This window comes from Enterococcus italicus (assembly GCF_023743875.1).
Taxonomy (GTDB): Bacteria; Bacillota; Bacilli; order Lactobacillales; family Enterococcaceae; genus Enterococcus_G; species Enterococcus_G italicus.
Genome location: NZ_JAMRVB010000001.1, coordinates 1,755,622 through 1,777,906, shown reverse-complemented (window position 1 = coordinate 1,777,906; position 22,285 = coordinate 1,755,622). Strand labels below are relative to the sequence as shown.

Below are 22,285 nucleotides of genomic sequence, written 5' to 3'. Positions count from 1 at the left end.
AGTGCTTTAGGTTATGACGAGAAAAATTGGGATTATCGGTATGGGCAACGTGGGCGCAGCTGCTGCACATTACATTGTTGCCGCTGGATTGACAGATGATTTGGTATTAATTGATTCAAATGAAAAGAAAGTTGCTGCAGATGCATTAGACTTTCAAGATGCGATGGCGAATTTACCGGTCCATACAACTATCGTCTTCAATGATTATGACGCATTAGCAGATGCCGATGTCATCATCTCTGCAATTGGCAACATCAAATTACAAGATAATCCAAACAACGATCGCTTTGCTGAATTGCCATTTACGAGTGTCGAAGCGACCAAAGTAGCGCAAAAATTAAAAGAAGTCGGCTTTGATGGCGTCTTGGTTGTCATTACCAATCCAGTAGACGTTATTACATCCATCTATCAGTCCGTGACCGGCTTACCAAAAGAACGCGTCATCGGCACGGGTACGTTGTTGGATTCCGCTCGCATGAAGCGTGCAGTCGGCAGACAACTAGCATTAGATCCACGCTCAGTCCAAGGGTACAACTTAGGTGAACACGGCAACTCTCAATTCACGGCTTGGTCTACTGTACGCGTGCTAGGTACTTCATTAACAAACTACTTAAAAGAAAATCAATTGACCTTAGACTTAGAGGAATTGGACCACGAGGCCAAGGTGGGCGGCCATACCGTTTTTGCAGGCAAAAAATACACGAACTATGGTGTAGCGACTGCCGGCGTGTCATTAGCTGTCGCTATCTTGAGTGACTCTCATGCCGAGCTGCCTGTCTCTAATTACAGAAAAGAGTATGGAACCTATCTCTCTTATCCTGCAGTGGTCGGACGTCAAGGCATTATCCAACAAGTCCAATTGGATTTAACAGAAGAAGAATTAACTAAACTTCAAACTTCTGCAACTTATATTAAAGAGAAATACCAAGAAGCATTGGATGCTCATTCTGCAAACTAATCTATTGTGAAAAGAGGGTGCACGTGAAATTCAAAAAGCACTTTGGTGTCTATGGTACTTGTATCAAAGATCGTAAGTTATTATGTATTCAAAAAAATGCCGGTCCTTATCGCGGACGATACAATCTTCCGGGAGGTAGCCAAGAAATTGGTGAAGGCTTGACTGAAACGCTCGTACGGGAAGTACTTGAGGAAACTGGCTACCGTGTCATATCTTATGCTAATCCACGTGTGTATGATGTCTTTGTAAAAGAAGAGACGGAGTTATTTACCGTTCATCACCTCATGGCCCTCTATACGATTGAACTTGATAGTAACCAAAAACAGCTACCAACTGTCGTAAGTGATGGCCTCAATGACTCTGATGCAGCCGTCTGGGTCGATTTTTCACGACTCACTTTAAAAAACGCATCGCCTCTTGTTTTGAAAGTCAAAGAAGAGTTTCTAGGCCAGGCGACGATGGATAAAACAACGTATCCGAACTGGCACGTCATTCATTAGCTGAACTATAAGATTATGGGCTGCCATTTTCCAAATGACGAGACAAAAGTACCTACACGTAAAAAGACCAAGAAATCCATTTGAGAAACAACTTCTGGATTTCCTGGTCTTTTGTGGATCTATTCGCTTTTTTCTCAGCCTCTTTAAACGGTGGTCAAAAAGCAGATCTCTCGACAATAACTCGTAAATTTCTAAAAATTTAAAAGCATTTTTTAAATTCCCGAATTATTGCTCGGATCTATTCGCTTTTTTCTCAGCCTCTTTATTTTGAGGTAGCCTCATCGCCAAACCATTTTTCGACGATTTCATCATACTTACCATTTTCTTTTAATGTTTTTAAACCTTCGTTAATTTTTTCAGCTAATTTGTCGTCCCCTTTTCGGACACCAACTGCAAAGCTTTCTTGTGTGTATGGTGTTTCAATAATATTGTAATCAGACAATGTCCCTGCTTGCTTCAAGTAATAGCCCGCATATACATTATCCACTAACAAGCCATCAATCCGTCCGTGCTCTAAATCAATAAACGCTTCATTAAAACTAGCATATAGTGTTGCATCTTCATCTTGAACAATATCTTTTAAGACATCAGCTTGCTTTGTAAAGACATTGTAGCCTGAAGACCCTTCTTGTGCCCCTAGAATTTTCCCTTTCATACCGTCAACAGTAGTGATTCCACTTGATTTTTTCGTTACTAGTACTTGGGTATTTTTCATGTAAGAGTCAGAGAAGGTCACTTTTTTCTTTCGTTCATCATTCATTGTGTACCCGTTCCAAATCATATCAATCGTACCATTGGCTAGCTCCGTTTCTTTCATTGACCAATCGATTGGTTGAAACTTCACTTTAGTATCTGTTAGTGCGAAGACAGCCTTAGCTAAATCCACATCAAAGCCGACGATAGTACCATCATCATCTTTAAAGCCCATTGGTACAAACGTGTCATCTAATCCGACCACGACTGTTTTTTTATCCGCTGCACTCTCCGTTGTTTTCTCTGAACTACCACATGCTGCTAAGCCAACCACGCTCGCAACTAACATAACCAAACTTGCCCATTTTTTCATTATAATATCCTCCTTTTATTTTGGTTCTACTTTTAATAGTTGATCTGCAATTGTTTCCGCGAAGGTCAAATCATGGGTGACTACGATTTGTGTTACACCCTGCGCTTTTAAATTTAAAATCAATTGTTCTACTTGTTGGCGTAAAGCTGGATCTAGTGCACTCGTTGGTTCATCATATGCTAAGACTTTGGGATCCATAGCCATGGCTCGTGCAATTGCTAGTCGTTGTTTTTGCCCACCAGATAGCTGATAAGGATACTGATTCAGTAAACTCTCAATATCAAGCTGACCGGCTAGTCTTTTCGCTTTCTCTTCAGCGACTTGGACCGATTCTTTTAATACCATTTTTGGTGCTAACGTAATATTTTCCAGCACACTCAAATGAGGAAAAAGCTGAAAATCTTGGAACACGACACCGACAACTTGTTCTTGCTCTTTTGTATTGGTCGGGTCAAATGCTTTGCCATCCAGTAAAAACGTGCCACTATCGACTGTCTCTAATCCTGCTAACGTCCGTAATAGCGTCGTCTTTCCTCCGCCAGAAGGACCGACGATTGCTAGGATGGTACCATCAGGGATGGTTAAATCTAAATTTTGGATGACTTTTTTTTCTCCAAATGCCTTGTTGATATTTTTTAATTCTAACATTCCCTATTCCTCCTACCGATAATAATCCAGACGATTTTCTAATTGACGTAAGACCACTGTACAAATCCCAGTCATCGCTAAGTAGACAATCGCGACGCCTAATAGCGGTACTAGTGTGGTGTCACGTTCCATCGCTATCTTCCCTAAACGCATCACATCTGATAATCCTAAAATATAAATCAAAGACGTATCTTTGACTAAGTTAATAACTTCATTTCCGACTGAAGGCAAGGTAATTTTCGTCACTTGCGGAATAATGATTTTACGTATTGTTTGAATGGGGTTTAAACGCAACACTTGTGCTGCTTCGTATTGCCCTTGAGGAATCGATTGAATCCCACCACGGAAAATTTCTGCAAAATACGCTGCATAGTTCAGTACAAAAGCAAAAAGCGCTGCATCAAATCGCTCGAAAACAATATTGATTAATGGCAAGCCATAAAAGACAAAAATTAATTGCAATAGTAATGGTGTTCCGCGCATCAACCAAATATAGACTTGCATCACCCATCGCAATGGTGCAAATTTACTTGATAAGAAAAAGGCAAAAATAATTCCTAAAGGGACCGATCCGATAATTGTTAGTAGAAATAATTTCAATGTGACGCCAATTCCACTCATTAGTTGTGGAAACAAAGATAAAAAGTAAGCCATTGTTCTCTCCTCCAAAAAAATATCATTAAAGACAATCGATAGTTGATCGATTCATAAAAAAAACCTCTGGCCAAAAGCCAGAGGACGTATCTACGTGGTGCCACCTCAGTTTTGCTACTTTTTTGCAAAAGTAACCTCATGAATCATCTGAATGACACAAAACCGTAGCAATAAAAAAAGCCCTTAGTCAAACGACTAAAGGGCGTAATTACGCGGTTCCACCTTTTTTTGTTTTTGTCTTGCAACAAAAACCTCAATGAGTCATATTCATTCAAATGACTGCAGCTGTAACGGGCCTCCCGAATTCTCTTACTTCATTCAGAGAATCAACTCCAAGATGTGTTTCAACTTGTGTCACTATCTCTTCTCACCAACCAGAGACTCTCTAAAGTAGCAACAAATTTACTTGTTCTTGTCATTGTCTTTCTTTTATTGTCCTTACTTTACATGGTAGCAATAAAATTGTCAACCTTTTTTTCTTATCATTTTCTCATTTTTAATGTTCGACTTAGGCTTGCCATTCGATTGATTTCAATTACAATGGTAATAGAATGAGGAGGTATCTGGATGGACTTTAACGAACTACTTTCAATTTACCCAAACGCATCCTTGCATGCTCTACCGGCAAGTGAACCAATGCTGTTTTCTTTTCCTGCTAAGACGGGCTATATATGGATTCCTAAAGCGCAACTTTCAGTAACGGAAATGCATCTTCTACAGCACCTTGCAGAAGAAAGATCGCTGATCCATGAAGGTGATACGCATCCTTGGTATCGTCTGTTATTGTTACAAAAACCAATTGCCATAACTGAAGGAAACTATCGCATCATTCAAATTGCTTGGAATCAAACGCAACAACTTGATTCCACATCTTGGCTAGAAGAAATTCGTATAATGATGCCTCAATTGGTCGACGCATTCTTTGTAACAGATCAATATGCTATCTTAATCGAAAAGCAAGACGCTCATTCTTTTTCAACGAATGAATTAGCTGGCCTGTTTTTAGCTCTAGATGGAGACTTTGATAGCTATAGTCGCATCTATGTCGGGTATTTTCATCCTTCAACCGTTACCTTCTACAAAATTTTTGCCGAAGAAGAAGCAATCTTTTCGTTCTTTCAATCTACGCGTAGACAAGAAGCTGCCAGTGATTTAGCGATGCTCCTTGTTTCGTACTGTACCAAACAAGCCCTCGCCTCAAGCTACTTATTGCATGCTTTAGCGGCGCATTGGTTTTCTGATAGTGACTTGCCTCTTATCTTAACGACGTTGTGGGACAATCAAGGAAATATCAGCTCGACGGCTAAAGAATTATTTATGCATCGCAATACCTTGCAATACAAGCTTGATAAATTCCAGCAAACAAGCTTACTGAACTTAAAAGAAACCAATCAACTATTTCTTTGTCAGCTCCTTGTAGAAAATTTTATTGATTCGGTTGTTTCTTGACAGGTTGCACAAGCAAGCTGTCTTTTTTTGTGCACGTTTCCATTGTTTGTATAAAACGTTTTCATTATAGTAAATGTATAAGATAAGTTCAAAGAAAGAAGGAATTGTAATGGTAGAAATGGCTTTAAAGCACGTGTATAAAAAATATGATAACGCTGAGAACTATTCAGTTACAGACTTTAACTTAAATATTGCTGATCGTGAATTCATCGTCTTTGTCGGACCTTCTGGCTGTGGGAAATCGACTACACTTCGGATGATTGCTGGTTTAGAAGATATCTCAGAAGGTGAATTATACATTGGCGATAAAGTCATGAATGATGTAGCACCGAAAGATCGCGACATCGCCATGGTTTTCCAAAACTACGCGTTGTACCCACATATGTCTGTCTATGACAATATGGCATTTGGTTTAAAACTACGTAAATACGACAAAGCTGATATTAAATCACGGGTTGAAAATGCAGCGGAAATTTTAGGCTTGACTGAATATCTTGACCGCAAGCCAGCAGCATTATCTGGTGGACAACGTCAACGGGTGGCACTTGGTCGAGCAATCGTTCGTGATGCCAAAGTTTTCTTAATGGATGAACCATTATCAAACTTAGATGCAAAATTACGGGTAGCGATGCGTGCGGAAATTGCAAAATTGCACCGTCGTCTAGCTACTACTACAATTTATGTTACCCATGACCAAACAGAAGCGATGACCATGGCTGACCGAATCGTTATCATGAAAGACGGTATCATCCAACAAATTGGTTCACCAAAAGAAGTATACAACACACCGAATAACGTCTTTGTAGCTGGCTTTATCGGATCACCTGCGATGAACTTCTTCAATGTTGTCCTAAACAACGGCGTGATTTCAGATGGACTTGGCTTAAGCTTACGCATTCCTGAAGGTCGTAACAAAGTCCTAGTAGAAAAAGGCTACGAAGGAAAAGAAATTATCTTTGGTATCCGTCCTGAAGACATTCACAGTGAAGAAGTCGTTCTTCAGACCTCACCAGAAGCTACTGTTAAAGCAGAAGTTGTCGTATCTGAATTATTAGGAGCTGAAACAATGCTTTACACACGTGTAGGAAATACCGAATTCATTTCGAAAGTGGATGCTCGTGATTTCCATAATCCTGGTGAAACGATTGAATTAGCTTTCAACATCAATAAAGCACACTTCTTTGACAAACAAACAGAAGAAGTAATTACCTTACATTAATTTTGTTAGTTCTTGGGAAGTGAAGAGTTTGCCCCTTTTCACTTCTCAACTACTTATATATTTTTCCTTATTTGTACCCCCTAATGAAAACCACCAAAAACTTGCCCGTTTTTGGTGGTTTTTTCTTACATAAAAGACCAACAAACGAACAGTTCCCTTTCAGTTTTATCACATCTATTGAAATGGGATAAGGGAGTTGCTATACTTCCGTTCGAAAGGATGTGTCTGAAGTGAATTGCTTAAGACAAACACGACATTATTATTATCATTTTCTATTTCTTATCGCTGCCTTAGTGCTGTATTTAGTATTGCTAGCAGCCCACAATACGACACCAGCCATGGAATCTATGTTTTGGATGATATGCTATGGCTTTAACACAATTTTTGTACTAAAATATTGTTTTACATTTTCCTTTTCCAGTCTTCGCTTAGCTTTCCTCACATTTTCTTGGGTGATTTACGGATCCTTAAGTGATTGGCTAGCAGATGGTATTTACATGCAAATCATGTTACCCTTGATGATCTTAGCAATTGCAAGCCTATGTCTTGAATCACAAGTACCACAAACATAACGAAAGAACCAGCATATTAGATATGCTGGTTCTTTCGTTTCCCTACTAAATCTTCTCATCGTTTTGGTCGAATCAATGGTATCGCCAGCTTTCTTTTGCAATGCTAGTCCTCAGCCCATATAAATAATTTCTTCTCCTTTTTCATTAGTTGAAAAAACGACATTATTATTTAACACTTTCCCAATAATCATGATAACTGCTTTCTCTTATCTAATGAAAATAAAAAAAAACCTAGAATCATCTCCTACACTACTTCAATGGAATAATCCCGGTTTTGCCTGTCGAACACTAACAATCCTGATATCTGAATACACAATAGCATATCCTTATTTATAGCGTAAGCCTTTTCAGAATATTTTTGTATTGGGTATTTCAACTGTTCTTTTTTATCAAAAAATACTCTAGGCAAGGAAGATTTCTTAAGATATGATAGCTCTTCCTGCCGTAGAGTATGTTTCCTTTTACTATTTATTTCTTATTCGAAGATACATACTAAATAATTATAACTATTATTCTAGAGTTGAAATATCTTCTTTAAAATACTTATCAGACAATTTAGTTAATGTACCATCCTTCTCCAGTTCCTTTAAAATTGTATCAAATTTATTCTTTAATGCTGTTCCTTCATCAGTTTTAGCAAATGGATAAGCAAACTGTGCTTTAAAAATACTTATACCTGACATCTTTAAATCTAAACCAGATTGTTCTATTTTCTCTTCACCACTAATTTTGTCATTTAAATATGCATCCACTCTACCGTAAGCTAAGTCATTTGGAATTCCGCTTGTATCTTCATATGTTACTACTTCTATTTCATCGTCAGGATTATTTTCACGAATATAATCCTCATAAAATGACCCTAATGCTACCGCAACTTTTTTCCCTTTTAAATCTGACAGCGATTGATAATTGTTGTCGCTAGTTTCCATTAATTCAATATCTGGATATGCATATGGTTCTGTAAACTCATATGTAAGTTTTCTCTTATCTGTAATTGCTACATGTTCTGCCACTACATCTGTTCTTCCAGATTCTAGTTGTGCCATCTGACTTGTAAAATCTGTGGTCGTCCATTTTACCACGTATCCTAATTTTTCTGCAATCGCTTCTGTTACTTCTACATCATAGCCAGTCAGCTTTCCTTTATCATCCTTATAATTCCAAGGATAGTGTAGACCTGATGTAGTCGCCTTTAACACTTTGGTACTGGAAGTAGTTTCATTAGTACTGCTAATACTAGAGTCACTTTTATTACTAGAACACCCGACCAAAAATATTATGACTCCTATAAAAATCCCGCTTAATATATAGCCTTTTTTCATCATTGACCCTTACCTCACTCTTCCCCAAGAAAAAATAATCTATCACCTGTTTCAACAACCGCATTTCTCCTACTTATGATAATATGAATATTCTTCTCTGCAAAATATTGTTTCACTTCTCCATTAATACTTGTAATCTCTGCAATTAGTTCACCTTTATTTACTACTTGTCCTGCATGTACAGTGTATGTTAACAATCCAGCTACATCAGAGTACAAATAATATCGACGATTAATTATACGATTGGAAAATGGGTGACTATTTTGTGATGTGTTGATAATTGACAATTCATTTAAAATTCTTATAAAACCATCATAGGAAAATCTTACATCATCCGAATCCAATATACCTCCTTGTCCCAGTTCAACCATAAATGATATTTTTTTATTTAATTGAGCTTGAACGTCTAAGAATCCGGATGTATTCCCTGGAATTTCATTTAAATTTTTGGAAAAATCCAAAGAACAATGATATTCTCCACCAAACACATAAGCCAAATGTCGTGCCTTTTGATAATACTCTTCTAATTCATCATTAATTTTTTTTACAACAGTATATGGTTTCCCTTCATAAAGACTACCCACGGTATGACAGTCAATTATTACTGAAGCTGGTTCGCCAAATGTTTCAAATAACTCAAAGGAAATTCTTTGCGAAATTGTTCCCTTAGCATTTCCTGGAAATTGTTGGTCCAAATCTAGAAGATCTCTAGGAGTATTTTTTTGTCTTCCATTAAACGCCAAAACATTAGAAATAGGAGTTATTATAATGGTTCCTGATATTTTTTTTGGATCTACGTTTTTTAAAAGTTTTAACAGCGCGTATGGTCCATTTAACTCATCTCCATGTACTGCACCATTAAGCCATACTGTTGGTCCATTTTCTATACCTTTAATAATATGATAAATAATTGCAATATCAGAACCATCTGCTCTTTGACCAATCACAAGTTTATCTTGTGTTATCTCCCCTTTAGGAAAGTTCGATATATTTAATTTAATAATAATCACCTCTTCTTCTAATTTCAAAAATTTTACCATTTGTACTCTTTCATTAATAATAAAAATAAACTATCGCGAACGAGATTTTTTTTCTAAATCGAGTTCATTTGCAGTGTTACTTTAAATTAATTTGTTCTAAATTAATTATCACTGATGCTTTTCATTACAACTTTTAATATATGATATACCCGTTTTGCACCTCTTAACTGAAAGCTATCGCCACCTTATCCATACATTCAAGTGGCTGCACGAGCATCAATATATCTAAAAAATGATCGCACTTACCGTATTAACGGAAAAAAAACTTCAACAATTAATTGCTGAAGGAATCAAAAAATAAAATTCGTTAAAGCGATGCTAATGCGCAAAAAATCATCTTAAAAAACCACCAAAAAGAATCTTTTGGCGGTTTTTTTACTGTGCATATTAGTCCATTTATTCTTCAGACTGGCCCAGTGCGGCTTTTAGTGCTGCAGCAAGTGGACTTTCGACTTCTTCATCGGCTTGACTATATTTTTTTACAAGCTGACGTTCTTCATGCTTGGTCATTTTTTTCTTCCGTTCTTTTGTTCCAAGCATTTTTTCTGTAGTGCCATCATATTTACAACGGAAAAAGGCACCATTTTTCCCATCAATGATTTCCATTTTGCGATGGCATTGAGGGCAGCGATGATTAGACACTTTAGGATCTTTGCGACGGCGATAGCTACACGAGTTGTTGGTACAGACGTAGACTTTGCCATCGCGGGTATTCTTTTCACGCAACAATTCGCCACATTCGGGACATTTTTTTTGCGTTAGCGCAAAGTCTTGGTACGTCGCTTCACTTTGCTTGATTTCTTTCACCAAGTCACGCGTATCTTGCTCGATTTGTGTCACAAACGTTTGGAACGGATACGTCCCTGCTGCGATTGCTTCAAGCTCTTCTTCCCATTTTTGTGTCAAAATCGGCGTAACCAAATCAGGATTGACTAAGGTTAGCAGTTGCTTGCCTTTAGGCGTGACGGCCAAGCTATTGCCCGAACGCTCCATTAGCTCACTTTTAATTAGTTTTTCAATAATTTCGGCCCGTGTCGCTGGTGTGCCAAGGTGGAATTTTTCCATTTTCCCTAGTAACGTTCCTTCAGTCAATGGTTTTGGCGGTGTGGTTAGACCTTTTTTTAGTTGGAAGTTTGGTGCGATGCTTTGGTTCATTGACCAACTTTCCGTAGTTGGTACTTCCGTTGTCGCTGGCTTCCAGCCACTTTGAATGACTTGCTTTTGTTGGAAAGTAAACTGAGCAGCGCCAAATGAGACCACTGTCGTTTGTTGCTTCGTGATATGCGGTTGCGCAAATAACCCTAAGAAGCGTTGCACAATTAATTGATAAATTTTTTGCTCGTCATTACTCAATTTTTCGTAGCGTGCCCGTTCCTCTGTCGGCACCAATCCATGATGATCCGTCACTTTGCCATCATTAAAGACGTTGGTCTGAATAACGTTTGCTCCATTTTTGATATACAATTTTACTTCAGGTGAAAACGTCGCGACAGCTGCTAAGCGCTCATTCATCGTCTGTTTTAAATCATTTGGTAAATACTTGCTATCAGTCCGTGGGTAGCTGACGATTTTGTGTATTTCATACAAGCTCTGTACCAGACTCAATGTTTTTTTTGCTGAATACCCAAAGCGTGCATTGGCTTCTTGTTGCAATTCCGTTAAGTCATAAGGCAATGGGGCAGCTTGTTTTTGTGTTTTTTCATTGATACTTGTGACTTTCCCTGGCTGGGATTGCAGCTGTTTCATCATATCTTGTGCTTGGCTAGCTTCTTGCCATTCATAAGGATTTTTTTGCGCCATTGTTGCTCGTGATTTTCCTACTGCAAGTTCGATTTGATAATAGGTTTGCGCTCTGAATGTTTCAATGGACTGCTCTTGTTTTCTGACTAGTGCCAAGGTCGGGGTCTGTACTCGTCCAGCACTTAGATTATCTTTGTATTTCACCGTTAGTGCCCGCGTCACATTCAACCCAACCAACCAGTCCGCTTGTGCTCGTGCAAGGGCAGACTGATACAAATGATTGTATTCTTGAGCCGGCTTTAATTTTTGAAATCCTTCTTTGATGGCTTTGTCCGTCTGTGAAGAAATCCAAAGTCGTTTGATTGGTTTATCAAAGCGAATCCACTCAATAATCCAACGAGCGACTAATTCTCCTTCACGTCCAGCATCCGTGGCAATAATTAGTTCTTTGACATCTTTGCGTTGGGCCAGTTGTTTAATGGCTTTCAGGTGATGACCAGTCTTGGGTAGTGGTTGGATACCAATTTTTTTGGGAATCATCGGCAGTGTTTCCAATTGCCATGTCTGCCATTCCTTATTGAGGTCTTCAGGCATTTTTAAGCCCAATAAATGACCAAGGGCCCACGTCACAATGACAGTTGGGCCTTCGTAATAGTTCTTTTGTTTTTGCGTCGCGCCCAGTACTCTAGAGAGATCTTTGGCAACGCTTGGTTTTTCGGCTAGAATTAGTTGCTTCATATAGTTCCTTCCTGCTTTCTACAGTGACAGGTTGATAATCTTTTAAAAGGGCCAATCCTTTGTATTGCTGCAAATCATCGTCGCATTCTTCACACCAGCGTTCTTCGCCTTCATTCCAAAAAGCACTCAAATAATTAGGGCGTGCATAGATGTGTGTGTAATGTTCTCTTAATTTCGCCCATTGTTTTTGATAACAGGCTTCAGCTTCCTCTAGTGAACGAAATGCGTATTCTTTATCAATATCGTTGCGCCACTCTTCAAAAAACCACCATGGCTCATTGTCACCATACATTGTGATTACCTGATACATGTTTTTCCATCCTCGCTTATCTTTCAAGTCTTTACATTTCGTTTCTACTATTAGTTATAGTATTGACTTTTAGTAGAACTTTCAAGAAGTTAGCTTGTGAAGGTCCATGCATTTTTTATTTTTTCCTTTTCTACTATAGCACATCTTCCAAAATTTAAGCCGCTGATCAAAGAAAATCCGCAAAAAAAGAAGGAAAAGGGCTACTCATTTGCCCCTTTCCTGTAGCTCTTTTTGTAAGTTTAGACGTACTGTAACACTTTGTTTTCTTGGAACGCCCGATCGATTAAGCCACCACCTAAGCACTCCATGCCATCATAAAAAACGACGGCTTGGCCTGGCGTAATTGCTCGGACTGGTTCGTCAAAATAGACTTCTGCTCGATTGTCTGCTAACAGACGGACCGTGACCGGTACATCTTGTTGGCGATAACGGAACTTAGCAGTACATTTGAATTCTTCTGGTTGACCGCTTTGATTGGTGAAATGAATGTCACTGGCATCCAAATGATCCGCGTATAAAGCCGGATGATGAAATCCTTGCCCGACGTATAGCGTATTCGTTGCCAAATCTTTTCCCACGACAAACCAAGGCTCTTGCGTCTTACCACCGCCACCGATACCTAATCCTTGACGTTGACCAATCGTATAATACATCAAGCCATCATGTTGCCCTTTGACCTCACCATCTAGCGTAACCATATTGCCTTTTTGCGCAGGTAAATAGTGGCTCAAAAATTGTTTAAAGTTTTTTTCGCCAATAAAGCAAACACCTGTTGAATCTTTTTTCTTCGCAGTAGCAAGATTCGCTCTTTGTGCTATGGCGCGTACTTCACTTTTTTCCATGCCACCAAGCGGAAACATTGTTTTTGCTAGTTGTTCTTGTGACAATTGACTTAAGAAATATGTTTGGTCTTTATTGTTATCAACCCCACGCAACATATGCGTCAAACCATCTTCATCGCGAACCACTTGGGCATAATGACCAGTAGCCACATAGTCTGCTCCTAAATCTAGCGCATAATCAAGAAAGGCTTTAAATTTAATTTCTTTGTTACACATGACGTCTGGATTTGGTGTGCGGCCGGCACGATATTCCGCTAAGAAATATTCAAATACTCGATCCCAATATTCTTTTTCAAAGTTTACCGAATAATAAGGTATGCCGATTTGATCGGCAACTTTGGCTACATCTTTGTAATCCTCGGTCGCTGTACAAACACCATTTTCATCCGTATCATCCCAATTTTTCATGAAGATTCCAATGACATCATATCCTTGTTCTTTTAAGAGAAGTGCTGTTACCGATGAATCGACTCCGCCGCTCATCCCAACAACGACTCTTGTGTTGCTGTTGTCTTTCATTTCTATCACCATCATTTCAATTGATTCTGAAACATCTACGATTTGAAGGTCGCAACTTTTCAGTCCAAGCTATTATACTAGAGATTGCTATTTTTTTCATGTCTTTGTGTTTCATTTTTTTTGCTACAAAAAGAATCGCTGTTGTCTACCCTGTTTGACATAGGCAAATAATATAGATTAATGCCGTTAATATACCTTTGTGAGATTCGCTACTTCAATCAATTTCTTTATCCTTGGAATGGCAATACTTATTTTGATAAATTTTATAAGGTGCATAGTTTGTCCATCTGTTATTTAGGGGATGCGGATGTTTTTCTGAACCTTTTTTAACAAATAAATCCTTGTTTCTTTCGATACTGAAGAGGACTTAGTCCTCCTAAAGATAACTTGAGTTGTTGCAGAAGCTCCTTCAACGTGAATCGATTTCGTTGAGCATCAATCAATATCGTTTTACTTCCATTTAGAACCCAATGTTCTTTTTCCAATGTGGCTGCTGTTCGAATTGTATGGATATTAGTTACGACTGAGGGTTCAGTTGACGAAAAGCCAAATTTACATTCATTCGCTTGAGGTAAATATTTCTCTTTTAAGTCAGAAAAGGCGTACTTCATTAATTGATCTACCGTTTTATAATGACCTTCTAAAATACATCCAACTGAGGCACTTCTTTTAGACAATTCATATATAACTTTTTACGCTACATCAGTGTTAGCACCCACCCCTCCATATTCTTCTAGGACTGTAAGCGACAGTAAACCGAGATTAACCATTTTATCAAAAAGCCCGTTTGGAAGGTCTCCTGTCCGATCAATAGAAGACCAATAAGGAGCAATCTCTACATCAGAAAATTTTTCTACAGTCTCTAATATTAATTCTTCGTTTAGATCAGTAATATTTTTTAACATATGTTCTCCCACTCTAATCTCTTAACCTCTTAGAATTCATAGTCATCTTCGGACATTTCCTCTGCTTCACCCATTAAATAACCTGCTCCTACTTGAGAAAAGAAATCATGGTTAGCAGTTTCAATGGAAATTCCATTCATAACAATTGGATTTACATCATTTACTAGAGCATCTTCAAAGTAAATACCAAATCCCATATTTTGAAGAGATTTATTCGCATTATATTTGACAAATGTCTTAATATCTTCTACCAATCCAATCTCAGAATACACTTCTTCAGTATATGCAAATTCATTTTTAAGGAGTTCATTTAAAAATGTGTACATCCAGTTTGTAAACTCTTCTTTTTCTTCCGATGTTAATTCTTCAAAATCTTGTCGGAATTTATATCCAAGATAAGTTCCGTGAACTGATTCATCACGAATAACCAGCTTAATAAGCTCGGCTAGATTTGCTAATTTATTTTGACCACGATACCATAATGGAATAAAAAAATTACTGTAATATAAAACTCCTTCTAAAAAAACACTAGCTACTTTGACCTGCATAGGGGTTCCATTTTGATAGACTTCATTAATTTTTTTAGCTTTAAACTGCATTCTCGGATCATTATTCATCCAGTTATAAATATCCTCAATCTCTTTAAAGGTATTAAGGGAAATCAAAATCGTCCCATAAGTTTTAGCATGAATGGATTCCATAAAAGTGAAGTCACTCAGTACAGCTTTTTCTTTTTGAGTTCTAGCATTTTTCTTTAGTGCATATAAGCCTTCTTCTGATTGTAATGTATCTAGTAAAGCGAGTCCTCCTACCGCTTTTTTTACCACCTTTTTTTCCATATCAGAAAGGTTCTTCCAATCCAATAAGTCATTAGAAACAGGCACTCTTGTGTCTAACCAAAACTGAGCAGTTGCTTTATCCCAAACATATTCATCGAGTTCATCTTCAACAAGTTGCCAATTCATTGTTTTGTGTAACATAGTCGTTCCTTTCATTACTTTATTTTTTATTGTTACAAGTTAATTAAACATCACTATTTAAAATCAACGATATATCTATCTAAAAATCATAATCAGACTCATTCATTGATTCTTCTGTATTCACAGTATTCTTATCGCTACGGTTAGACAAATCATGTTTTCGTAACTCATTCAAATACTTATTTATAGTTACTAATTTTTTCTCGTCAATTTGATAAGCTTTATTAAGCCCTATCCCAGTAAGAATATGATTTGCTTCTTGCTTTACTAAATTAATCGCCACCCTTTTACTGCTTTCTAAGTTATAAAAATCATTAATTAAACGAATCGCCAATTCTACAAAATAATCAACGATAGAAACTCCCCAGTTTTTAAACTCCTCAGCCTGTTCAAGGCTAGCTTCCTTTAACAAAAGTCTAATTTTATGATTGAGATAGTAACAATGTAACGATTCGTTTCTAACAATCATTCCCACCATACTGCCAAGGTTAACGAAACCTTTTTCAATCCATAATTCGAAAAGATATGACAGATAAGCATAGTTTAAAAGTCCTTCTACACATACTGCCATAAAACGCTTTTTCATTGGGTTAGTTCCTTGATAGATAGTATCGATTTTTTCTAGATATTTTCTCACAAGGGGATCATTATCAATCCAATCAAGCTTTTCCTGAAGAGTAATCTCCTTATTAAAGACACGTAGAATTCGATTATAAGCTTTTGTATTAACCATTTCTGTGAACTGAAGATTATTCAAAATAGCAACTTCTTGTTGTGTCCGTTCACTGTTCCGAATAACCTCCACTGATTCAATAGATTGATAGGTGGAAAGATTCGCTAAAAGAAGCAATAAGCGATTAAGCTGCTCTCTCTCTTGTAAGCTTAATTTCTCCCATTTTTCTCGATCATCTTCAATTGGAATACGTGTATCTAACCAAAAAAGAGAAGTTGCCCTTTCCCATACAGCGTTATCCAACTCATCTTCAATGACGTTCCAGTTAATTGCTTTATAATATAAATAATTATTTGACATATTATCCCCTCAAATCATACAAGATTCACAATTATTGACACTGCTAAACTCATCGTCCTCAGTGTAAGTTCGTACATAGTAAAGTGATTTAATCCCTTTTGTCCAAGCGTAATTACGAAGACGGTTTAAATCACGAGTCGTTAATTGGGAATTCCCAGGACTTTTCCATTCATAAACTCCTTCTGGTAAAACTGACCGCATAAAGAGTGTTAAACTCATCCCCTGATCAATGTGTTGTTGCGCCTTTGCGTAAACATCAATAATTTTTCGTTGATCCATGTTATAGGCTGTTTTGTAATAACGAAGCGTTTCATTTGAGAGATATGGAGCAGGATAGAAGATGGATCCCACTTTCTTCTCCTGACGATTTTCTATCAGCTGAGTAATCGGGTGAAGTGACGCACTTGTTTCATTAATATATGAAATAGAGCCGTTTGGGGCAACAGCCAATCTGTTACGATGATAAAGACCATCACGCATAATATCTTCTTTTAGTTGTTGCCAATCACTAACAGTAGGTAATGAAATTTGCTTGAAAACTTCACTTACATTATCAAATTGAAATTTGAAGTCTTTCTCCAAATATTTATCGAAGTAAGTCCCATCAGCATAACGAGAAGATTCGAAATCATGAAAGGCTTCTGATTTCTCTACAGCAATTTGATGACTTGCTTTTAAAGTGTAATAATTCATAGCTAAAAAGAACGCATCCACAAATTCTAACGCCTCTTCAGACTCATAATCAAGGCCATTCAATGCTAAAACCGTATGCAGTCCCATTGCACCCAACCCAATCGTATGGTATAAGGCATTTCCTTTTGAAACCGTGGGTACTTCTTTAATATTAACTTGATCTGTAACGGTTGTAAGAGCTCGTACTGCGTATTCAATAGACTTTCCAAACTCACTTGACTTCATAAGATTTACCATATTCATAGAACCAAGATTACAAGAAATATCCGTACCCACTTGTTTATAACTTAAATCCTCATTTAACTTAGATGGTTCCTGAGGTTGAAGAATCTCTGAGCAAAGATTACTCATAATTATTTTTCCCTTTACTGGATTCGTACGATTAGCAGTGTCAATATTTACAATATACGGGTAACCCGATTCTTGTTGTAATCGTGAAATTTCCTGTTCCAATTCACGAGCATTGATTACGGTCTTTTCAATGGCATCATTCACCACCATATTGTCATACTCTTTCGTTAAATCAACATAAGAGAAGGGAACACCATACACGCGTTCAACATGATAAGGATTAAAGAGATACATCGGCTGATTCGATTTCAATAACTCATAGTATTTATCCGGTACTATCAGACCTAGTGATAAGGTTTTCACACGAATCTTTTCATCCGCATTCTCCTTCTTTGTTGACAGAAAATTAAGAATATCTTGATGAAAAACATTAAGATAGACAACGCCAGCTCCGTTACGTTGGCCAAGTTGGTTACTATAAGAAAAAGAATCTTCTAGCAACTTCATAACTGGCAGAACCCCTGAAGAAGCATTTGCAATTTCTTTAATAGGAGCGCCCATTGCGCGTAGATTAGAGAGATTAACCCCTACACCTCCTCCAATTCTAGAAAGTTGTAGTGCCGAATTAAGATTTCGTCCGATAGATAACATGGAATCATCAACATCGATAAGAAAACACGAAACCATTTCTCCCCGCCTCTTTTTTCCTGCATTTAAAAAGGTTGGTGTTGCTGGTTGATAACGTTGTGAAATCAACTCTTCCAGTAGTTTAAAAGCTAGATCTTTATCACCATTTCCAAGGTAAAGTGCGTTAAAAACAACACGATCTTCAAAATCTTCCAGATAAAATTTTAAATCATTCGTTTTCATTGCATATTGATTATAAAATTTATAGGCGGCCATAAAGCTCTTAAATTTAAAACCATAGTTGTAGGCAAAGTCAAAGAGTTCTTTTACAAACACCCTACTATCATCACCATATAAATCTAGTAAACTTTCTTCAATATAATTATGTGTAATTAGAAACTCGAGTTTTTCCTCTAAACTATCAAAAGTCATCAGCTTTTCTTTGATTTCAGTATTTAAATACTCTTCTAAAGCTTCTTTGTCGTAGTGAAGCGGAATCTGTCCATCCACTGGGACATTTAACATGTTATTAAGAACAAAATAATCTTGTGTCATTTTTTATTTTCCTTATATTAACGGGTGGTTCCCACTAACATAATTCCTTTCTTTAAATTCTTTTGGAAATTATCCTTTTTATTTTTAATACTTATAACAAAAAATGGACTATCTTTTTTGTCATGCTGGGGTTGTTATAAATAATTGAATCAAACCGAGACTTCTGTTAGTCGCCTATCTATTTTTTCTGCAATACGTTTTATATCTGTTTCTGTTCCTTTTAATTCAAATTCATCTAAGACTGGAAATCCAAACTCTTTTGCATACTGATAAGCCGTTAGACAAAATTGTTTATTGAAGTTTCGATTACCACTACCAACGATCCCTAGACAATATTCGCGATTCTTACTATAAGCAATCATTTGACGTAAAGGGGTTGTTAAAATTTCAGTATCTCCAGTATCGATACCATTCCCTCCTTCTAAATAGCTTGGTAGAAACGCAAAATAGTGTTTCTTAATTTCGAATGCAATAGATTTTTTATCTTTAATAAGATCTTTTACATTAATGTATCTCAACCTTTTTTGATACTCTTGTTGAAAGTAGTGATCTAAATCCTTGAGGAAACTTGTTGTATTTCCACTAAGACTAATGTAGTACACCTGGATAGTTTGCATTTAAGTCACCTCTTTTATATAATACCTACATATAGTGTTTAGAACGGCTAAAGGCACTATATGTAGTATATATTATGTAAAATCTCTCTTTTTAAAAATGACAATGATCAAGTTTTTAAAATTTTAAAGGAAAAGAATATGAATAAATCAAGTTGTCTCTATAAAGTCCCACTGTTTAACCCCCTTACAATGAATGAAAGGGATAATATACAATGTCTTTTGCACCATAAAACATTTCAGAAAGGGGAACTGATTTTCTCCCCAGGTGATCAAGAACAATTATCTATCATTTCTTCAGGAGCTATGAAGATTTATAGAATTAGTAAAACTGGTAAGGAACAACTTATACGTATAGTGAAAGAAGGAGGATACGATGGAGAGAATTATCTGTTTGGGTTAACAAATGACTCACTATATGGGGAGGCCATTACGAAAACGAAAGTCTGTATTCTCTATAAAACAGAGTTTAATAAGCTTATTGAGCTCTACCCTCAACTCAGCTGTAGATTACTTCAATTAAATGCCCATAAAACAGTAGCAGTGGAAGAACAGCTAGAGTTGTTGGCACTTGATCGAATTGAGAATCGCCTAGCTCTATACATCAGTCGACTATCTACCTTACCTACAATTATTGAAGATGAAATTGTTACTCTTCCTCTATCTATGAAAGAGCTAGCCAATTACTTAGCCACTAGCCCTGAAACTATCTCTCGTAAATTTAAGAACTTTCAAGAAAGAGGACTTATTATTCGAAAAGGAAAAAAAGTGACGCTTCTAAACGCTTTCTGGAGCGAATTTCATTTTTTATAAGCCGCTAGCTATGAAACAAAATTTAGTTATCCCCCCCATGGAACAGCTAAATTTACCGAAAATGAATCTACTCTTCACATTGAAATTAAAATCTTTGATACACCACCAAATATTGAACACTGGGCACATTTTCATGGTTTTTAAAATGGTAAAAATGCCACAACTCCAACTAAAGATCAAGATACGAATCATGACGGCTTTATCGATCTTATAGAAACAGAACCTGTTTCTGGAACAACCATGGTTCCATTTGATGATTCTCCTGAAAAAATGGTCATTCCACATGATGGCTACTCCATAATAATCTGTTTAAAACAAAAGTATTAATTATAAATGATCAAAATAAAAACACTTCTCCTAGAATTTTTTACTCGAGAGAAGTGTTCTTTTATGAATAAATAATTTTTCAATTAGAAATTCCATTTATGGAAATGAAGTTCATTTTTTTGTAACTTCGTAATACGGTAAGAGATTGTTGAATACTTTTGTAAGTTCGTTTAATAGATTTTCATCTGATTGTTGAGCAGTTATTGGAATATCCTGTTTGACTAAAACTTTCCGAACTCGGCCAATCTTTACTTGTTCTGCTAACAACTGTCGATTTTTTTCTGTACCGCTTATTCTATAGTTATTACCATTTTCTTGTACAAAATAATATAGTGGAGTAGAAATCGGTTGATTTAAAACTTTATTCTGTTTGTCTAGACTAAGTTCTGATCTTTTTCTTTCAACAATACTAACTTCAACAGAAATTCCAAATTGTTCAGAGGTCCCATAAAGACGAATGGCCATTGCAACATCATCTTGATGATCAGAAGGTAGACGATAGTAGCACCAAAAGTGAGGACGACAAATCTGAGCCTGATTCATCCATTGACTCACTCGTTCTGCTTGAAAAGGAGCTATCCTTTTGGCTAACTCCTGGCTAATAACCATAAACTCATGTCTAGCCGCCTGAGCTACATTTCGCAAATCATTCATAAAAAAGGCCCATTCCTTTGCTTTCTCGGGTTTCACATATTTTTTCCCTTTATAAGTAAGATAAGTTTGTACTTCTTTGAACATATTATACTCCATTTCTCTATCTTTCCCTCTCAACCTATAGCAGATTCACTTTTTTATTTTAATTCTCGGTTCCACATCTTTTAAACTCACTTTTATATCAGGAATAATTTTACCATTATCATCTACTAAGAATCCATTATGTAAAACATGAAAATAATCCTCAATAATTAGCTGCTTAATGTTTTTTGAATTGATTTATAGGAAGTTTCCTCTTTTACTAGTGTTAAGTCGTAATTCCTTAGATAATTAATCAAACGCTCGCTAGCTTCCTTTTCTGTGGGTATATCTAATCTATAATTTGATTGACTCTTTGCATTCGGATAACTTTTTTTAATAATAAATGATTTTGTCTCTACCCTATCTTCTGATCCTATAGAATCCAAAAGTTTGCTTTTTAACTGATTTATTTTCTTAGTAAATTCACTCTCTGTGATCCTTTTTTCATATTGCACTTGCTGAATTTCTTTTTGAGAAATGGTTCATTACTTCCTTGCTCTTTTGGATAATTGTTTCTATTTCTAAAACCAATGATTCTATGTCCATGTAATAAGGCTCCATGATTTTACAATCTTACATAGTGACTGACTCTTGTTTCCTATTTACGTTTAGCAAGCATCAAATTTGTTCTTGTAATGACTGACTTTCCTTTTTTACTGATTGAAGTTGGATTTGCTGAATAATATTCATACCTAGGCTGTACAATGAGAAATGCAAGCCTATAGTTAGATTGGATCCCCAAAAAAGGCGATATTGTCTGGATTGATTTTGATCCTTCCGCTGAAAATGAAATTCAAAAAAGGCGTCCGAAATTAGTGGTATCTAGATACGATTTTAATCGAAAAACAATGTTTGCATTGATTTGTCCAATTACTTCTAATATAAAAAATCTACCTACACGCTATTCATTACCCGAGGAATTAGATACAACTGGGCAAGTGCTTATTTCTCAATTGAAATCTCTGGACTTCAAAGAAAGAAAACTTAAAAAGATTGAAAATTTACCATTACAAGACATGGCAAAAATTGATCAGATTATCGGGTATATATTTTAATTACAGATTTAAGGTTCTATCTATTTATGATTCAGTGGATAAAAATTAAATACAACCTGTCAAAGTTTTACCAACAGTAT

Annotated in this window: 23 protein-coding genes, 1 pseudogene and 1 other annotated feature; of the genes and pseudogenes, 7 read left to right on the top strand and 17 right to left on the bottom strand. The window is 36.6% G+C overall.

Features of this window, described 5'->3' with window-relative positions; genetic code table 11:
* The first annotated feature begins 13 nt into the window (after positions 1 to 13).
* Together NE257_RS08765 and NE257_RS08760 are read left to right on the top strand one after the other, a co-directional pair.
* Entirely contained in the window at positions 14 to 958 is a 945-nt protein-coding gene (locus tag NE257_RS08765) for an L-lactate dehydrogenase (protein WP_251869298.1), read from the top strand.
* Positions 959 to 981: 23 nt separating this feature from the next.
* Complete coding sequence (locus tag NE257_RS08760) at positions 982 to 1,458, top strand: NUDIX hydrolase (protein WP_251886234.1); 477 nt, start codon at positions 982 to 984, stop codon at positions 1,456 to 1,458.
* 262 nt (positions 1,459 to 1,720) lie between these two features.
* Here the strand turns inward: NE257_RS08760 and NE257_RS08755 are convergent, their stop codons facing one another.
* Genes NE257_RS08755 through NE257_RS08745 form a run of 3 tightly spaced genes read right to left on the bottom strand, consistent with a single transcriptional unit; the run spans position 1,721 to position 3,826 of the window.
* Positions 1,721 to 2,524, bottom strand: coding sequence for an amino acid ABC transporter substrate-binding protein (locus NE257_RS08755; protein WP_251886233.1), 804 nt, complete (start codon positions 2,522 to 2,524; stop codon positions 1,721 to 1,723).
* A 15-nt stretch (positions 2,525 to 2,539) separates the two neighbouring features.
* Positions 2,540 to 3,172 (bottom strand): amino acid ABC transporter ATP-binding protein, encoded by a 633-nt coding sequence (locus tag NE257_RS08750; RefSeq protein WP_251869296.1) that lies wholly within the window; start codon positions 3,170 to 3,172, stop codon positions 2,540 to 2,542.
* 12 nt (positions 3,173 to 3,184) lie between these two features.
* Positions 3,185 to 3,826, bottom strand: a complete 642-nt coding sequence (locus tag NE257_RS08745; RefSeq protein WP_007207494.1) for an amino acid ABC transporter permease — start codon at positions 3,824 to 3,826, stop codon at positions 3,185 to 3,187.
* Between the two features lie 195 nt (positions 3,827 to 4,021).
* Positions 4,022 to 4,254 (bottom strand) — a binding site (T-box leader).
* A 139-nt stretch (positions 4,255 to 4,393) separates the two neighbouring features.
* Here NE257_RS08745 and NE257_RS08740 point away from each other — a divergent pair.
* Positions 4,394 to 5,275 carry a helix-turn-helix domain-containing protein gene (locus NE257_RS08740; protein WP_251886232.1) on the top strand — a complete coding sequence of 294 codons (882 nt, stop codon included), beginning with the start codon at positions 4,394 to 4,396 and terminating at the stop codon, positions 5,273 to 5,275.
* 109 nt (positions 5,276 to 5,384) lie between these two features.
* Positions 5,385 to 6,494, top strand: coding sequence for an ABC transporter ATP-binding protein (locus tag NE257_RS08735; RefSeq protein ID WP_251886231.1), 1,110 nt, complete (start codon positions 5,385 to 5,387; stop codon positions 6,492 to 6,494).
* Positions 6,495 to 7,176: 682 nt separating this feature from the next.
* Here NE257_RS08735 and NE257_RS08730 read toward each other — a convergent pair.
* The 12 genes from NE257_RS08730 to nrdI form a co-directional block, all read right to left on the bottom strand.
* The gene (locus NE257_RS08730) at positions 7,177 to 7,257 is read right to left on the bottom strand and encodes a CAT RNA binding domain-containing protein (RefSeq protein WP_081457055.1); all 81 of its coding nucleotides are present in this window, start codon (positions 7,255 to 7,257) and stop codon (positions 7,177 to 7,179) included.
* A 318-nt stretch (positions 7,258 to 7,575) separates the two neighbouring features.
* Positions 7,576 to 8,391, bottom strand: a complete 816-nt coding sequence (locus NE257_RS08725; RefSeq protein WP_251886230.1) for a transporter substrate-binding domain-containing protein — start codon at positions 8,389 to 8,391, stop codon at positions 7,576 to 7,578.
* Between the two features lie 11 nt (positions 8,392 to 8,402).
* The gene (locus NE257_RS08720) at positions 8,403 to 9,428 is read right to left on the bottom strand and encodes a succinylglutamate desuccinylase/aspartoacylase domain-containing protein (RefSeq protein WP_251886229.1); all 1,026 of its coding nucleotides are present in this window, start codon (positions 9,426 to 9,428) and stop codon (positions 8,403 to 8,405) included.
* A gap of 396 nt (positions 9,429 to 9,824) precedes the next feature.
* Positions 9,825 to 11,906 carry a DNA topoisomerase 3 gene (locus tag NE257_RS08715; RefSeq protein ID WP_251886228.1) on the bottom strand — a complete coding sequence of 694 codons (2,082 nt, stop codon included), beginning with the start codon at positions 11,904 to 11,906 and terminating at the stop codon, positions 9,825 to 9,827.
* Entirely contained in the window at positions 11,854 to 12,216 is a 363-nt protein-coding gene (locus tag NE257_RS08710; RefSeq protein ID WP_251886227.1) for a DUF1033 family protein, read from the bottom strand. Before NE257_RS08710 ends, NE257_RS08715 begins: the two co-directional genes overlap by 53 nt.
* A 239-nt stretch (positions 12,217 to 12,455) precedes the next feature.
* Positions 12,456 to 13,577 carry a tRNA 2-thiouridine(34) synthase MnmA gene (gene mnmA / locus NE257_RS08705; protein WP_040366125.1) on the bottom strand — a complete coding sequence of 374 codons (1,122 nt, stop codon included), beginning with the start codon at positions 13,575 to 13,577 and terminating at the stop codon, positions 12,456 to 12,458.
* A gap of 326 nt (positions 13,578 to 13,903) precedes the next feature.
* Entirely contained in the window at positions 13,904 to 14,254 is a 351-nt protein-coding gene (locus tag NE257_RS08700) for an acyl-CoA dehydrogenase family protein (protein ID WP_251886226.1), read from the bottom strand.
* 15 nt (positions 14,255 to 14,269) lie between these two features.
* On the bottom strand, positions 14,270 to 14,482 hold the full coding sequence (locus NE257_RS08695) for an acyl-CoA dehydrogenase family protein (RefSeq protein WP_251886225.1): 213 nt from the start codon (positions 14,480 to 14,482) through the stop codon (positions 14,270 to 14,272).
* A 29-nt stretch (positions 14,483 to 14,511) separates the two neighbouring features.
* A complete protein-coding gene (nrdF, locus tag NE257_RS08690) occupies positions 14,512 to 15,462 on the bottom strand; it encodes a class 1b ribonucleoside-diphosphate reductase subunit beta (protein ID WP_251886224.1) in 951 nt (316 codons plus the stop codon).
* A gap of 79 nt (positions 15,463 to 15,541) precedes the next feature.
* Positions 15,542 to 16,495 (bottom strand): ribonucleotide-diphosphate reductase subunit beta, encoded by a 954-nt coding sequence (locus NE257_RS08685; RefSeq protein WP_251886223.1) that lies wholly within the window; start codon positions 16,493 to 16,495, stop codon positions 15,542 to 15,544.
* 9 nt (positions 16,496 to 16,504) lie between these two features.
* The gene (gene nrdE / locus NE257_RS08680) at positions 16,505 to 18,661 is read right to left on the bottom strand and encodes a class 1b ribonucleoside-diphosphate reductase subunit alpha (RefSeq protein ID WP_251886222.1); all 2,157 of its coding nucleotides are present in this window, start codon (positions 18,659 to 18,661) and stop codon (positions 16,505 to 16,507) included.
* Between the two features lie 149 nt (positions 18,662 to 18,810).
* Positions 18,811 to 19,278 carry a class Ib ribonucleoside-diphosphate reductase assembly flavoprotein NrdI gene (gene nrdI, locus NE257_RS08675; RefSeq protein WP_251886221.1) on the bottom strand — a complete coding sequence of 156 codons (468 nt, stop codon included), beginning with the start codon at positions 19,276 to 19,278 and terminating at the stop codon, positions 18,811 to 18,813.
* A gap of 138 nt (positions 19,279 to 19,416) precedes the next feature.
* Here nrdI and NE257_RS08670 point away from each other — a divergent pair, with 138 nt between their 5' ends.
* On the top strand, positions 19,417 to 20,088 hold the full coding sequence (locus NE257_RS08670; RefSeq protein ID WP_251886220.1) for a Crp/Fnr family transcriptional regulator: 672 nt from the start codon (positions 19,417 to 19,419) through the stop codon (positions 20,086 to 20,088).
* Positions 20,089 to 20,121: 33 nt separating this feature from the next.
* Positions 20,122 to 20,388: pseudogene (locus NE257_RS08665) on the top strand (hypothetical protein); the annotation flags it as partial.
* A gap of 138 nt (positions 20,389 to 20,526) precedes the next feature.
* Here NE257_RS08665 and NE257_RS08660 read toward each other — a convergent pair.
* Entirely contained in the window at positions 20,527 to 21,153 is a 627-nt protein-coding gene (locus tag NE257_RS08660; RefSeq protein WP_251886219.1) for an HI_0552 family protein, read from the bottom strand.
* Positions 21,154 to 21,320: 167 nt separating this feature from the next.
* Positions 21,321 to 21,605: a hypothetical protein gene (locus NE257_RS08655; RefSeq protein WP_251886218.1), complete on the bottom strand. Its 285-nt coding sequence runs from the start codon at positions 21,603 to 21,605 to the stop codon at positions 21,321 to 21,323.
* Positions 21,606 to 21,884: 279 nt separating this feature from the next.
* On the opposite strand from NE257_RS08655, the gene NE257_RS08650 reads away from it, so the two are divergent.
* Positions 21,885 to 22,205 carry a type II toxin-antitoxin system PemK/MazF family toxin gene (locus NE257_RS08650; RefSeq protein ID WP_251886460.1) on the top strand — a complete coding sequence of 107 codons (321 nt, stop codon included), beginning with the start codon at positions 21,885 to 21,887 and terminating at the stop codon, positions 22,203 to 22,205.
* Positions 22,206 to 22,285 lie beyond the last annotated feature (80 nt).

Excerpts from the sequence above, each read along its gene's own strand:
- mnmA (WP_040366125.1), bottom strand. The coding sequence starts at position 13,577 with ATGAAAGACAACAGCAACACAAGAGTCGTTGTTGGGATGAGCGGCGGA.
- NE257_RS08720 (WP_251886229.1), bottom strand. The coding sequence starts at position 9,428 with ATGGTAAAATTTTTGAAATTAGAAGAAGAGGTGATTATTATTAAATTA.
- NE257_RS08765 (WP_251869298.1), top strand. The coding sequence starts at position 14 with ATGACGAGAAAAATTGGGATTATCGGTATGGGCAACGTGGGCGCAGCT.
- NE257_RS08670 (WP_251886220.1), top strand. The coding sequence starts at position 19,417 with ATGAATAAATCAAGTTGTCTCTATAAAGTCCCACTGTTTAACCCCCTT.
- NE257_RS08660 (WP_251886219.1), bottom strand. The coding sequence starts at position 21,153 with ATGTTCAAAGAAGTACAAACTTATCTTACTTATAAAGGGAAAAAATAT.
- NE257_RS08735 (WP_251886231.1), top strand. The coding sequence starts at position 5,385 with ATGGTAGAAATGGCTTTAAAGCACGTGTATAAAAAATATGATAACGCT.
- NE257_RS08685 (WP_251886223.1), bottom strand. The coding sequence starts at position 16,495 with ATGTCAAATAATTATTTATATTATAAAGCAATTAACTGGAACGTCATT.
- NE257_RS08710 (WP_251886227.1), bottom strand. The coding sequence starts at position 12,216 with ATGTATCAGGTAATCACAATGTATGGTGACAATGAGCCATGGTGGTTT.
- nrdE (WP_251886222.1), bottom strand. The coding sequence starts at position 18,661 with ATGACACAAGATTATTTTGTTCTTAATAACATGTTAAATGTCCCAGTG.
- nrdI (WP_251886221.1), bottom strand. The coding sequence starts at position 19,278 with ATGCAAACTATCCAGGTGTACTACATTAGTCTTAGTGGAAATACAACA.
- NE257_RS08750 (WP_251869296.1), bottom strand. The coding sequence starts at position 3,172 with ATGTTAGAATTAAAAAATATCAACAAGGCATTTGGAGAAAAAAAAGTC.
- NE257_RS08715 (WP_251886228.1), bottom strand. The coding sequence starts at position 11,906 with ATGAAGCAACTAATTCTAGCCGAAAAACCAAGCGTTGCCAAAGATCTC.
- NE257_RS08695 (WP_251886225.1), bottom strand. The coding sequence starts at position 14,482 with ATGTTAAAAAATATTACTGATCTAAACGAAGAATTAATATTAGAGACT.
- NE257_RS08725 (WP_251886230.1), bottom strand. The coding sequence starts at position 8,391 with ATGATGAAAAAAGGCTATATATTAAGCGGGATTTTTATAGGAGTCATA.
- nrdF (WP_251886224.1), bottom strand. The coding sequence starts at position 15,462 with ATGTTACACAAAACAATGAATTGGCAACTTGTTGAAGATGAACTCGAT.
- NE257_RS08755 (WP_251886233.1), bottom strand. The coding sequence starts at position 2,524 with ATGAAAAAATGGGCAAGTTTGGTTATGTTAGTTGCGAGCGTGGTTGGC.
- NE257_RS08730 (WP_081457055.1), bottom strand. The coding sequence starts at position 7,257 with ATGATTATTGGGAAAGTGTTAAATAATAATGTCGTTTTTTCAACTAAT.
- NE257_RS08745 (WP_007207494.1), bottom strand. The coding sequence starts at position 3,826 with ATGGCTTACTTTTTATCTTTGTTTCCACAACTAATGAGTGGAATTGGC.
- NE257_RS08740 (WP_251886232.1), top strand. The coding sequence starts at position 4,394 with ATGGACTTTAACGAACTACTTTCAATTTACCCAAACGCATCCTTGCAT.